The sequence below is a fragment of the Oceanimonas sp. GK1 genome (assembly GCF_000243075.1).
Taxonomy (GTDB): Bacteria; Pseudomonadota; Gammaproteobacteria; order Enterobacterales; family Aeromonadaceae; genus Oceanimonas.
In genome coordinates, this window is sequence record NC_016745.1 from 2,657,709 (window position 1) to 2,670,788 (window position 13,080).

Sequence of the window (13,080 nt, forward strand, 5' to 3'; positions counted from 1 at the left end):
CTGGCTAACAGACAACACTCTGCCATGCTTTCGAAATATGTTCTTTAACATATTTCACACTAGGCACAGACTGGCCTCGACTTGTAAACGAAGGAGAGTGTTATGAAACAGGATGTCTATATTTTCGGCCCTGCCTTCAGCAGCTTTGTTCGCTCGGTCATGCTGTGTTGCGAAGAAAAAGGCATTGCCTACCGCCATGGCATGTCCCCCAAGTGCCAGAACATTAGGTTCAAAAGTCCCGAACACCTGGCTATGCACCCCTATGGCAAGGTCCCAGCGCTGCTGCACAATGACAAGGTTCTGTTTGAGACCAGCACTATCTGTCGTTATCTCGATGCCTGCTTTGAAGGACCGGCCCTGCAACCCAACGGTATTCTGGAACGGGCACAGGTAGATGAACGCTGCGCCGAAATCTCCATTTACATTGACCAGGCACTTATCAGGGACTTGGTGCTGGAATTCGCCTTTCCCAAGGGTCCTGAGGGCCAAGTAAGAGAAGAGCGGGTAGAGCAAACACTGCCGGCGGCACGTTCAGCCCTGCGAAGGCTCACTACCCTGCTCGATGAACACCCTTTTATTTGTGGCCAAAACTACACCATCGCGGATGCCCTGCTGACACCCATTCTGGACTATGTGGAGCGACTTCCCATTGGAAAAGAGCTTGTCGGAACGGGACGCTTGCAAGGTTACTTAAATGAAATGCGGGCCCGGCCTTCTGGTTTAAAAGTGCTAAACATCAGCTAAGCCACTCTGGTTAAAACGCCCCTACGTACGTTACGCAGGGTGCATGGCTCAAGCCGCCAGCCAGCGGGCGTAGAGGGGAATACCCACCAGCACGTTAAAGGGAAAAGTCACCGCCAGCGAGGCCAGCATCGCCAGGCCAATATCGGCCTTTTCAATAGAAGCGCCGATGGCCGCCGGCGCGGCGATGTAGGATGCACTGGCCACCAGCGCCACCAGAATAAGCGCACTGCCCGCCGGCAGGCTGAGCGCCGTGGCAGCCAGCGCGCCGAGGCTCGCCAATGCCAGCGGGGCCACCAGGGCAAACAGCATCACCGGCCAGCGCTTCCAGGGCACCGGAGTCAGTGCCTTGGCCGCACACAGGCCCATTTCCAGCAAAAACAGCGCCAGCAACGCCTTGAAGGCATGAATAAACAGCTCGCTCACCGGCGCCGCCCGCTCGGGGCCGTAGAAATAACCGATGAGCACGCCACCGGTCAGCAGTATCACGCCCCGGCTGGTCAGTGCCTCGTGCCACACGCTGCCATGGCTGGTGGCACCGCGCTGGCCCGACAGGCGTTTATAAAGGGAAATGGCCACTATGATGGCCGGCAGCTCCAGCAGCACCAGGTAGAGGGTAGTTTCCGGCGCAATTTCCAGCTGCAGGGTCTGGGCATAGGCCAGCGCCACCGCAAAGGTGCCGGCACTCACCGAGCCGTAGTGGGCGGCCAGGCTGGCGCTGTTGGCCTGATCCAGGCGCAGCAGCCGGCGCGCCAGGGGGTAGCACAGCAGCGGGATCAATACCCCCAGTGAGGCCACCGCCAGCAGCTCCGGCACCAGCTGCCAGTGCAGGTTGCCATGCAAAGCTAGGCCCCCTTTAAAGCCGATGGTGAGCATCAGCAGAATACCAAGGGTGTCATAAGCCGCCTTGGGCACCTGCAGATCCGAGCGGGCCAGCCCCGCCACTACCCCCAGCGCAAAAAACGCCACCACGATATCCGGCATGATTATTCCTCTTTGTTTCGTTGACCTTACGCCCAGCCGAACCCGCGGCAGGGCGCAAGGCCTGCCGGCAGGAAAGCAACCGGGCGGTGTACGGAATCTGTTCCGGCCGAAGCCGTCTTTGACCAGTGGCGACATTGTGCGTCGAGGGCGTTATAGTTACCAATAAATGTTAATTAAGACAGATATAGATAATCATCCATGAACGTGCGTCATCTGACCTTTCGCCTGTTGCAGGTGTACGTGGCCGTGGTCCGGCTGGGCTCGGTATCCAAGGCCGCGGCCCAGCTGCATCTGACCCAGCCCACGGTATCCCAGCAGCTCAAGCGCCTGGCCGAGGCCGTGGGCGAGCCGCTGCTCGATAACCAGATGAAACCCACCTTTATCGGTACCGAGCTCTATCACGCCGCCCTCGACGCCCTGTCCCGCCTTGACGACTTCGGCGGTTTTTTGCAGGACGCCCGTCAGGGCACCCGGGGCAGCTTCAGCATCGGGGTGGTGACCACCGCCAAATACATACTGCCCCGGCTGCTGGGCCCCTTTAACCGGCAATACCCCGGGGTGGAAGTGTCCATCAGCGTCGGCAACCGGGGCTATATTCTGGAACGTCACCGCCACCAGCAGGACGATGTCTATCTGTTCAGCCATCCGCCAAGCGGCGAGCACACCCTGAGTGGCCGCTTTATTCACAATCCCCTGGTGCTGATCACGCCCCCGGATCACTGGGCGCTCAAACAACCGCCGGTCAGTTTTGCCGACCTGCTCAACGAACGCTTTCTGTTACGGGAGCCGGGCAGCGCCACCCGGCTGGTATTTGAGGAATGGCTGCGCAGCCGCAACCTGCAGCTGAAGCGGGTGATGCAGATAGAAAGCAACGAGGTTATTCGCATGAGCGTGGAGCAGGGACTGGGGCTGGCGGTGCTCTCGGAGCACACTCTGGCGGAAGGTCAGCAGCGTCTGGGCCGCCCGGCCCTGGCCGAATTCCCGCTGGGCAGTTACTGGTATCTGGTGTGCCACGGCGACCGCCGATTGCCCTACCCGGCCGCCAACTTCGTGCACTTTGTCAACGACCACCTCGCCCGCTGCGTGGATGAGCGCTACATTCACAACGATCTGGCCGCCCTGCTGGGGCATATCGGCGATGGCACTCCGACCCCATCGCCCTGAACATGACGGCCGGCCTCACTTGGCTGTCGCAAACCGCAGTCATGTGAATTTCAGGTAAAAACTTAACTCCGGGCTGGCCACCAGCGCAATACCACCAGCCCCGCCAGTGCCGAACACACAGAGGCAAGAAAAATCCCCAGCTTGGCGCCATCGATCAGGCTCTGATCGAACGCCATGTCGGCGATGAACAATGCCATGGTAAAGCCAATGCCGGCGAGCAGGCCACCACCGGCCAGCAAAGGCCAGCTGAGTCCGGGTGGCAAAACTGCAATATGCAGCCGCAACGCCAGCCAGCTGAACAGCAAAATACCCACCGGCTTGCCGAGCACAAACCCCATAAACACTGCCAACGTGACCGGGCCTCCCAGCTGGTTGAAAGACAGCGTCAACCCGGCATTGGCAAGGGCAAACAGGGGCATAATGACGAACCCTACCCAAGGATGCAGTGCCATTTCCAGCCGTTCTACCGGCGACAGGGTCTCTCGGGCCGCCATTTCTGCCATTTTCAGGGTCTCCCTGCCCTTGGTATGTCCGCCGCTGCCTTCGCTGCCAGAGGGGTGCGCCACCACCTGACTCAGAATCGCGTACAAACGCGTATCACTGACCCACCGGCGCGCGGGCGTCATCAGGCCGAGGATAACCCCGGTGATGGTGGCGTGTACGCCGGAAGCATCGATCATGAGCCAGATCAGCCCACCCATCAGAACATAAAGTGGGAAACCGCGTATACCGAGCCTCGACATCAGTCCGACAAACACCAGGCCAAGCCCGGCCGCCGCCAGATAAGGCCAAAGGATGTCACTGCTGTAGCCGATGGCCACCACCAGAATGGCGCCAATATCGTCGACTATCGCCAACGACAGCAGGAACATGCGCAGGCTTTGCGGAATACGCGATCCCAGCAGGGCCAGACAACCGATCACAAACGCCGTATCGGTCGCCATCACTGTGCCCCAGCCTAGCTGACCGGGCTGAGCATATTGCAACAGCAGGTATATGGCAGCCGGAACCAGCATCCCCCCTAGCGCGGCGGCGATGGACAAGGCCGCTACCCGTGGCCGGCTCAATTCTCCCAGCACCCACTCCCGCTTTAACTCCAGCGCAACCAGAAAAAAGAACAGCGTCATCAGGCCATCGTTAATCCACTCACGCAGAGAGCGAACAAACGCCTGCGGTCCGACACTCAAACCGACCGGCAGCTCCCAGAAATGCTCAAAAGAAGCCGCCCAGGGTGAGTTGGACATCAACAACGCGAAAAAAGTAAACAGCAGCAGCATGGCCCCGGCGGCGGTTTCAATCTGTACAAAACGAGCAAAAGGATTGGTCAGCCGCTCAACCAGTGCTCTTGGCAATCGGGTGGTATTGGTGGATGCTGTCGGATCCGTGTTCATCATGGAATATCCCGGTATAGGAGGCATGGTGCACTCAGCTTGCATACCAGAGCACCGCAAAGTAATGGCACAGGGTGCCGCCCATCACAAAGAGGTGCCAGATGAAATGGCCGAAGCGCAGCCTGGCATCGGTGGCAAAAAACACCACGCCCAGGGTGTAGAACAGACCGCCGCCCGCAAGCCACAACAGGCCCGACGTGGGCAAGACGGACCACAGTGGTTTGGCAGCCAGCACAATCAACCAGCCCATCACCAGATAAAGGCCAGTAGCCACCACCGAATGAGGGCGCTTCGGCATTATATTCAGCACAATGCCGGCAGCCGCCATCCCCCAGATCAACCCAAACAGGGACCAGCCCCAGGCCCCCCGCAGCACGCCCAGGGTAAAGGGAGTGTAGGTACCAGCGATCAGCAGAAAAATCGCGGCATGCTCAATGCGCCGGCACACTCGCTTGACTTTGCCGGGCTTCAGCACGTGATAAAGCGCCGATGAGAAATAAAGCAGCATGGCCGTGGCGGCAAAGACACTGGCGCCAACCACATCTGCTGCGGTGCCGTAACGCACCGAATTAACAATAAGCCAGGGTGTGCCGAACATCATGGCGACCAGCGCCAGGCCATGACTGATGCTGTTTGCCAGCTCCTCAACCGGTAACTGCTCACGCGATGGATTGGGATCTGATAAGAACATGTGAGTTGCCTATGCGGCTGGCGGAATGCCAGTGGCGGCCGATGTGGGATACCTGAAAAAGCGCGCCTACTTTGTTTAGCATAGCGCCGGAACTGGGCTTGCGCATTAGTAATGCATTCCGCCAGCACCAATGACGTAAAGTACGTGTACATATCAGATAGCCTGGCAGGCCGGTAAGCGACAACTCAAGCACTTGGCCAGGGCAATGGAAAAGCGTGATATTCACATCGATCTGCCCCCCCTTGCTGGGACTAATCAGCTCGGCGTTACCCTCGGCGGGCGGCCTTCGGGGTCATGCCGAACCGGGTCTTGAAGCAGCGGCAGAAGTGGGCCTGGTCGTTGAAGCCCCATTTGTAGGCGATATCGGCCAGGGTACGGCCGGGGCCGGCGGCGCGGATGTCGGCCTCGGCGCCCTGCAGGCGCAGTTCGCGGATCCACTGGCCGACGCTGAATTCCTGGCCCTGGAACAGCTTGTGCAAATAGCGGGTGGAAATGCCGCAGGCCCCGGCCACCTGCTCGGGGTTGAGGCCGGGTTCGCGAATATGATCGCGAATGTACTGCTCTACCCGCTGCAGGTGCACCTGGCGCAGGCCGCTGTCTTCGCTGGAAATGGCGCGCGGGTCCCCTTCCACCGCCAGGGCGAACAGCTCAATCAGCTGGCGCATCAGCGCCGCCGCCTGGCGGTCGTCCAGGTAGGCCACCTGATTGGTGATGCTGCGAAAGTAGTCGAAAAACACCGCCCCCAGCCCCTGGCTGCGGTCGAACTCGCTGAACAGATAACGCTCGGGCAGTCGCAGCCGGGCGCGCAGCAGCGAGCCGGGCACCCGCACCACCCACAGGCTGTTGTCCTGGCCGTATTCAAACTCGTAGGGCTTGTCGCTGCGCTCCAGGATAAAGCCCCCGGGCCGGCAGCGCACGCTGCGCCGCTCCTGGCTGAAGTGCACCTCGTGGCGCTCGGGAAGGGTGATCAGGAAGTGGTGGTCTTCGTGCCGGTTGATGTGCTGTTTGAGGCGGTGGTAGCGGGTGGCCGAGGTGCTGAGAAAGGAGATGCCGAAGGGCGCCACGTCCCAGCGCCACAGCTGGCCGTAAAAGCGCTGCTGTTCACTAAAGTGCAGGGCCAGGTCGAAATAGGTGCTTCCGATCACCCCGCGCCAGTAATCCTGCCGCTCCTGCGCCGGCAGCAAACTGGTCAGATGGCATGAATGCATATTCGCTTCCTTCGCAAATCCATTGCGTCTGATCCGATCAAAAAAACCGCCGGGCCATGGTAAACCGGCGCCGGCGGCAATCACAAGGGACGAGTGATTAAGTTGTGGCCTTACTTCAGCCGGGTCAGCCGGTAGCAGTTGTTGGGCTCCAGCACCAGGCACCAGCCCGGGCGCACCACTATGTTGGTGGTGGGCTCTTCCACCACCGCCGGGCCCACGATTTCCAGCCCCACGTCCAGCCGCTCGCCGCTGTACACACCGGTTTCCACCCAGTGGCCGTCGGCGTCGAACAGCATGGGCCTGTGGCCGGTCAGGGCGTCGGCCAGGGTCTTGCCCACGGGGGTGCGATGCTGCACCGGCGGCTTGCTCACCCGGCCGGTGAGGGTGGACTCGATGTTCACCAGCTCCACCGGGTTGCCGGGCTCGCTGTAGGTATACAGCTCCTCGTGGCGGCGGTGGAAGGCGGCCAGCATGGCGTCCACCGTCTCCGGGGTGATCTCGCCGCCGGGGATCTCCACCGGGCATTCGTGGATCTGCCCCTGGTAGCGCATTTCCACGCTGCGGCCCAGACCGATGTCGCCCAACTGGAAGCCGTCGGCCAGCAGGTGCTCGGTGCCCTGGCGCTCCAGCTCGTGGAAGCGGGCGTTGAGGGTAGACAGGTCCGCCTCCCGGTGGATGGGCATGGGCTCCGAGGCCAGGTAGTTGTAGCGCACGTCCGAGATGATCTGGCCGAAGGCGCAGAACACCGAGGCCACCTTGGGCACCAGCACGGTGCGGCTGCCGATTTCCTCGGCCAGGGCGGTAATGTGCATGCCCGCAGCACCCCCGGCGCACACCAGGGCGAAGTCGCGCGGATCATAGCCCCGCTCGATGGACACCCGGCGGATGCCGTTGACCATGTTGAGGTTGACGATGGTGCTGATGCCGTAGGCCGCCTTTTCCACGCTGATGCCGAGCGGCTCGGCCACGTGCTTTTTCACCGCCTGCCAGGCCGCGTCCCGGTTCAGCCGAATGGTACCGCCCAGCACGGCGTCCGGGTTCAGGTAGCCCAGCACCAGGTTGGCGTCGGTCACGGTGGGGCGGGTGCCGCCCTTGCCGTAGCACACCGGCCCGGGCGTGGCACCGGCGCTCTCCGGGCCCACCTGCAGCATGCCGTATTCGTCCACCTGGCAGATGGAGCCGCCGCCGGCGCCCAGGGTTTCCACCTGGATCATGGGCACGCCGATGCGGTAGCGCAGAAAGTCGATGTCCTTGCTCAGGTTGGTGTGGCTGTCCTTGGTCAGGGTGATGTCGAACGAGGTGCCGCCCATGTCCACGGTGATCACGTTTTCAATGCCGAAGGGCTGCGCCACATAAAGCCCCGCCTGGGGCGCCGAGGCCGGCCCCGAGTTGATGGCGTTGACCGCCCGCCCCTGCATGGCCTCGCCGATGGCCAGGCCGCCGTTGGACTGGAAGTAACGCACCGGATAACGGGCGCCCAGGCCCCTGAAGTAGTCGTCGATGCGCTCCACATAGCGACGCATCACCGGGCTCAGATAGGCGTTGACGATGGTGGTGGAGGTGCGGGTGTATTCGCGGATCTGCGGGTACACCTCGCTACCGGTGCAGACAAACACCCCGGGCAGCAATTGCTGCACCAGCTCCCTGGCGCGGCGCTCGTGGGCCGGGTTGCGCACCGACCACACAAAGGAAATGGCCACGCTCTCCACTTCCTGCTCCTTGAAATAGGCTACCGCTTCGCGGATCTGCTGCTCATTGAGGGGGCTGTGCTCGGTGCCGTCGGCCAGGAAGCGGCCGCCTATGCCCCGGCGCAGGTGGCGCGGCACTATCATGTGGGCTGGGGGAAAGTCGGCCTCGTAGCGGTAGCCCTCCTCCTTGTGGCCCAGGCGGATCTCGATGCTGTCTTCGTGGCCGTGGCTGCACAGCAGGCCCACCTTGACGCCCTTTTTCTCGATCAGGGCGTTGAGCGCCACAGTAGTGCCATTGATGCACAGATCGCACTCCTGCACTATCTGGCTCACCGGCTTGTTCAGCGCCTCGGCAATCTGGCCCAGGCCGTGGCGGATGGCAATGGTGCCGTCCTCGGGAGTGGACGGGCTCTTGAACACCCGGATGCTGCCGTCGTTCTCGGCCAGTACGAAATCGGTGAAAGTGCCGCCGGCGTCCACGCCCAGACGATATTTGCTACGCATAATCAGTTTCCTTACCAGTTAATGAGTTCAGCCACGCAGGCGCTCGGTGTGAGCCCAGTTCACGCTCAGGCAATCGGGGTTGAGTGCCACGCCGTATTCCAGCTCGGCCGCCTCCCGCGACACCAGGCCGTTGCGCACGTCTTCCAGCACCGCCCTGGGATCCCGCTCAAAGGCCGGGCCATAACCGCCGCCGCCGGGGTTGATGTTGGTGATCCGCTCGCCGGGCTTGATGGTGAGCATGGTGTTGTGTTTATGCACCTGCTCGCCGTCGGGCCGGGTCACCACCAGCTTGCCGAGCTTGGGCTCCAGCAACCGGTTCTCGGCGCCCGCCGCGCCCATGGTGGGAATTTGCCGGCCTTCACCAAAGGCGATCACCTGCATTTCGTGCTCCCTGGGCTCCACTTCCCAGGCAGTGCCCGAGCCGCCCCGGTACTTGCCGGCACCGCCGCTGTCGGGCACCAGGCCATAGCGGTGGATGATGATGGGGTAGGAGTACTCCAGCAGTTCGATGTCGCCGGAGCTGAGCGCACCGAAGCAACACAGGGGCCCCACCGCGTGCCAGCCGTCCATCACCTGGGTGGCGCCGGCGCCGGAGATGATGGAAGCCAGCACCATGGTCACGTACTGCTCGCCGCTGCGCGGGTCGATGCCGGCGATGTTGATGCCGCTGGCGTGGCCCCAGGAGGCGGTCACCCGCTCGGGCGCGGCCTGCTCCAGGGCCATGCGCACCGCGTCGGTCAGGGTTTCCATCGGGGTGGTGGTGCAGTTCACGTGGGGCGCCGGCTCCACCGCGTTGCACAGGGTTCCTTTGGGTCCCAGATCCACGGTCACGCAGCGGTACAGGCCCTCGTTGTAGGGCGGCGGCAGCTGGGCGAACATCATCAGCCCCAGGTAGACGCCGGAGAGCGAGTTGCCCTCGTAGGAGTTGATGAAATAGGGGATCTGGGGCGGACTCTGCACCTCGATGTGCAGCCGGTCGCCGCTCACCGTGATGGTGCTGGTGATCGCCATTTCGCCAAAGCCGTGGCCGGCGTCTTCCAGCACGGCGCAGCCCTGGTACACGCCGTCCGGCACCGCGCGGATCAGGGCGCGCATCTGGCGGTCGGCCATGTCTTTCAGCTCGGCAATGCAGGCCTGCACCGTTTTCACGCCGTACTTGTCGAGCAGCGCCAGCAGGTTGCGCTCTCCCACCCGGCAGGCGCCGAACTGGGCGTTGATGTCCCCTTCCTGATCCCGGCGGGCACGCATGTTGGTGAGCAGCAGGTTGATCACGTCGTCCCGGCGCTTGCCCTTCTCCCACAGCTTCACCGGCGGAATACGCAGGCCCTCGGCGTAAATTTCCTTGGCATCCGGGTTGTAGCCCGCGGGCACCGGGCCGCCGATGTCGGTGAGGTGGCCCTTGCATACCGTCCAGAATACCAGCTCGCCCCGGTAGAACACCGGCTTGTACATGCAGCAGTCGAGGATGTGGCTGCCCTTGTAGGCCGGGTCGTTATGATAGATGACGTCCCCTTCGTGGATGTCGTCGCCAAAGTGCTCGGCCACCGCCTTCATGGCCGGGATCAGCGAGCCCAGGTGGATGGGAATATCCTGGCCCTGGAGGATCATCTCGGGGAAATGGTCGAACAGGGCGTTGCTGTAATCGTGGGCCAGGTTGAACACGCTGGAGCGGCCGGTCTTTTCCAGGGTGAGGGTCATTTCCCGCTGGGTGGTTTCGAGCGCTCCGCGCACCACCGCCAGGGTGATTGGGTCTACATGTGTGGCCATCGTCTACCTTCCGTTTTATGACTGGCTGAACAGGGTCGTTAACAAGCGGTTACAACTCGTTTACAGCGCCAGTATAAAAGTGACAATCACCGCCCGAATTGATGCTGGGCGCACCGGCTTTTGACCCTGGGCGCACCCGCTGCTGAGGCGGCAACAGATGGCTGACAGTGTTATTTCAGCGACTCACGGAAGGTTCTGATGATGGGCACTTGGGACCACGTGCAGGCGGGTAGGCCTGGGGCCGGCGAATCAGGCTCGCCGAGGGCTCGGCAGCCATTGCAGCAAACTGCCGCCCACAAAGCCGCACAGGCTGCCGAGGGCAATGTCGAGCATGCGGGTCAGCACCAGCTCATCGGGGCTCAGCGCACCGCCCTGCATCATGCTGGCAAACAGCACGGTCAAGGGAGTAATGAAGATCACCGCCAGGCCATAATTGCGCACCACCAAGGTTTCAATGATAAAGGTCAGCACAATCACCAAGAGAGCCAGCCACCAGGGGCCGGGCTCCAGACTGAACAGCAACCAGGCCAGCATCAGGCCCACGGCGGTCCCCAGAATGCGGTGCAGCTTGCGTTGCAACAACACGGATACGCTGTTGCCCTGCATGATGGCGGCGCAGGAAATGGGCACCCAGTAGGGATTATGCAGACCGAGGGCCAGCGCCAGCAGCAGTGAGCCCCCTACCACGGCACCAATCAGCGCCGACTCCAGCCACAACGCCGACAATGCCCGGTCCGGCTGGGCCGGCCGGGTCAGCTCGCTGTGTTTTACCGGCACCAGCAGGCTGTAACCAAAGGCCAGCAGACAGGCGCTCATGGCGCCCATCATCAGCAGGCCGGTCTGGGCGGGGATCTCGCTCAGCTCAAAGGGCACCGTGCTGGCCATGGCGGCAATCATCACGAAGAAAAAACGCCCCGGCGGCAGCACCGCGTAATAACGGCAGATCAGATTGACCAGCATGGTGATCAGCGCCAGCATGGCGGCACTGCCCCAGAGGTGACCGCCGGTCAGGGCCGCCAGGGTAAAACAGAGGGCAAAACCAAAGGCACACACTGCCAGCGTCACCATCCGGTCGGCCATGGATGCCAGCGGCATGTAAAGCAGCACCATGCCGCCGAGGGCCCCCAGCAGCCCCTGCTCCACCTGCCCCAAGGCCGCGCCCAGCAGCAGGGGCACGCCACTGCCCAGCCCCGCCAGCAGGGGAAAATGCCAGGGCCTGGGGCTGGGAGCCAGCCGCAACATGCCCGTCAACAAACCATTATCAGCCATTGATCACCCTTGCCGTTGCCAGCCGCCATGCGGCCTGGCGGTGGTACAGAAGACGACCGTGGGGCCCCCGGCCCTGCTCCCGTACCCGCACCCGGTCATTGTCCACATGCAGCACCGTCTGGGCCCGGGTGCCGTATTCATCACCGGTGATGAATACGGATGACAGCCGGCGCTCCAGCTCAAGGGGCACGCCGGTATCGGGCAGAAGATGATCAGGGGCCATGGTGCTGTCACTCAGCAATGCCAGGGCGGCGCCGTCGTCCGGGCCGTCAAGCCGGGCCAGGCCGCACTTGAGGCGCTCGGTCTTGGGCCAGGGGGTATTGAGCCCGGCATTGGAGAGCCCGTGCAGGCCGGCACTGAGGGGATGAGGCCCTGCTTCTGAGCGATTGCCGCCATAATGCAGCTCGCCCGCCGGCAAATCCCCTACCAGCAGGTTGAAGCCGGCATAGGCTTGCCCCTCGGCCAGCACCTGCTGCAGATAGTCACCGGGAGACTGACGACCGGCAAGAAAGCCGGTCACCAGCTCGCCCCGGCTGCGCCGTCCGGTTTGCGGCGCGCCCTGACGCACATTGGTCAGGGCCGCAAAGCGCCCATTTTGGGTAATTCCCAGCCAGGTGCCACCGGCCTGCAGATCCCGTCCGGCCCAGATGTGGGGGTATTCCGGCCACCAATCGGCAGGGGCCGTGGGGCGGGCATAATATTCATCCCGGTTGGCGAGCACCCGCAGGCGCCCGGCGGCGGGCTGCCAGTCAAGGGCAATCAAACACAAAAGCGCATTCCTCACTCAGGCTCATGACTCACACTTTACTCCGCCGACACCGGGAGCTCCAGCCTCAGGGAGTCTCATCGCGCACCCGCCAGAAGCTGGCGAAGCGCGGCAGTCCGGTGGCGGTTTCGCCCCGGTAGCGGTAGGTCACCAGGGTGCCCGGCGCCGGTGGATGGCGGCGCTGTTCATCACTGAAGCCGGTGCCCAGCTTGAAGCGACGGCCGTCGACCGTTTCTACCAGCAGGGCTCCCATCATGCCCTCAAGCCTGCCCTGCCCCGGCAGTTGCGCCAGCACCCTGGCCTCGGCGTCCTGGAAGCGTTTGAGCTTGAGCAAGTCCTGATTACGTTCCGGCACATAGCGGCTCTGCCGGTGGCGCAGCATCAGTCCCTCACCGCCCTCGCTTTCCACTTCATCCAGCCGTGCCGCCAGGGCGGCGGCATCGGCCAGGGCGTGATGCTGCACCCGTTGCAGGTAGGGGGTGGTGAGGGTGCCGGCCAGACGCTCCAGTGCCGCTACCCGGGCCGCAAACGGCAGTTCGCTGGCGGGCAGGTCAAACACCATAAAGCGAATTTCGCGCCACTCGTCTTCCACCGGCTCAAAACGGCGTACCGCCGCCGACAGCTCGGCAAAACGTCCCCGGCCCAGCCACAGCTCGCCGTCCAGCGGGGTGGCGGGAAAACCGGCCACAAACCAGTCGGGTGCCGAAAAGGCATGCCCCCCTCTCGACACCAGTTGCCGGCCGTTCCAGTACGCTCGAACACCGTCGAGTTTTTCGCTCACCAGGTAGTCGGCCGGGTTGTGATGAGGGGCATAATCGGCCGCCAGTTGCAGCGGCGGCGCTTCGGCGTCGGCAGGCGCCGGCACGCCCAGCCATAACAGCGGTAATACCAACGGAAGGGGTTTCAT

The 13,080-nt window shown here is 62.8% G+C and carries 11 protein-coding genes; 2 read left to right on the forward strand and 9 right to left on the reverse strand.

What is annotated here, in order from left to right:
- The first annotated feature begins 102 nt into the window (after positions 1–102).
- A complete protein-coding gene (locus GU3_RS12535) occupies positions 103–744 on the forward strand; it encodes a glutathione S-transferase family protein (RefSeq protein ID WP_014292906.1) in 642 nt (213 codons plus the stop codon).
- Between the two features lie 48 nt (positions 745–792).
- Here the strand turns inward: GU3_RS12535 and GU3_RS12540 are convergent, their stop codons facing one another.
- Positions 793–1,725, reverse strand: a complete 933-nt coding sequence (locus tag GU3_RS12540; protein WP_014292907.1) for a sodium-dependent bicarbonate transport family permease — start codon at positions 1,723–1,725, stop codon at positions 793–795.
- Between the two features lie 198 nt (positions 1,726–1,923).
- On the opposite strand from GU3_RS12540, the gene GU3_RS12545 reads away from it, so the two are divergent.
- Entirely contained in the window at positions 1,924–2,889 is a 966-nt protein-coding gene (locus tag GU3_RS12545; RefSeq protein ID WP_014292908.1) for a LysR family transcriptional regulator, read from the forward strand.
- Positions 2,890–2,951: 62 nt separating this feature from the next.
- Here GU3_RS12545 and nhaA read toward each other — a convergent pair whose 3' ends face one another.
- From nhaA to GU3_RS12585, 8 genes are all read right to left on the reverse strand, one after another.
- Positions 2,952–4,283 (reverse strand): Na+/H+ antiporter NhaA, encoded by a 1,332-nt coding sequence (gene nhaA, locus GU3_RS12550; RefSeq protein WP_202798260.1) that lies wholly within the window; start codon positions 4,281–4,283, stop codon positions 2,952–2,954.
- A gap of 31 nt (positions 4,284–4,314) precedes the next feature.
- Positions 4,315–4,971, reverse strand: coding sequence for a hemolysin III family protein (locus tag GU3_RS12555; RefSeq protein WP_014292910.1), 657 nt, complete (start codon positions 4,969–4,971; stop codon positions 4,315–4,317).
- A gap of 266 nt (positions 4,972–5,237) precedes the next feature.
- Entirely contained in the window at positions 5,238–6,179 is a 942-nt protein-coding gene (locus tag GU3_RS12560; RefSeq protein ID WP_014292911.1) for a helix-turn-helix domain-containing protein, read from the reverse strand.
- Between the two features lie 110 nt (positions 6,180–6,289).
- Complete coding sequence (locus GU3_RS12565) at positions 6,290–8,371, reverse strand: hydantoinase/oxoprolinase family protein (RefSeq protein ID WP_014292912.1); 2,082 nt, start codon at positions 8,369–8,371, stop codon at positions 6,290–6,292.
- A 27-nt stretch (positions 8,372–8,398) separates the two neighbouring features.
- Positions 8,399–10,138 (reverse strand): hydantoinase B/oxoprolinase family protein, encoded by a 1,740-nt coding sequence (locus tag GU3_RS12570; RefSeq protein WP_014292913.1) that lies wholly within the window; start codon positions 10,136–10,138, stop codon positions 8,399–8,401.
- 249 nt (positions 10,139–10,387) lie between these two features.
- A complete protein-coding gene (locus GU3_RS12575; RefSeq protein WP_014292914.1) occupies positions 10,388–11,407 on the reverse strand; it encodes an FUSC family protein in 1,020 nt (339 codons plus the stop codon).
- Entirely contained in the window at positions 11,400–12,176 is a 777-nt protein-coding gene (locus tag GU3_RS12580; RefSeq protein ID WP_014292915.1) for an NRDE family protein, read from the reverse strand. The genes GU3_RS12575 and GU3_RS12580 overlap by 8 nt, the downstream gene beginning before the upstream one ends.
- A gap of 64 nt (positions 12,177–12,240) precedes the next feature.
- On the reverse strand, positions 12,241–13,080 hold the full coding sequence (locus GU3_RS12585; protein ID WP_014292916.1) for a DNA ligase: 840 nt from the start codon (positions 13,078–13,080) through the stop codon (positions 12,241–12,243).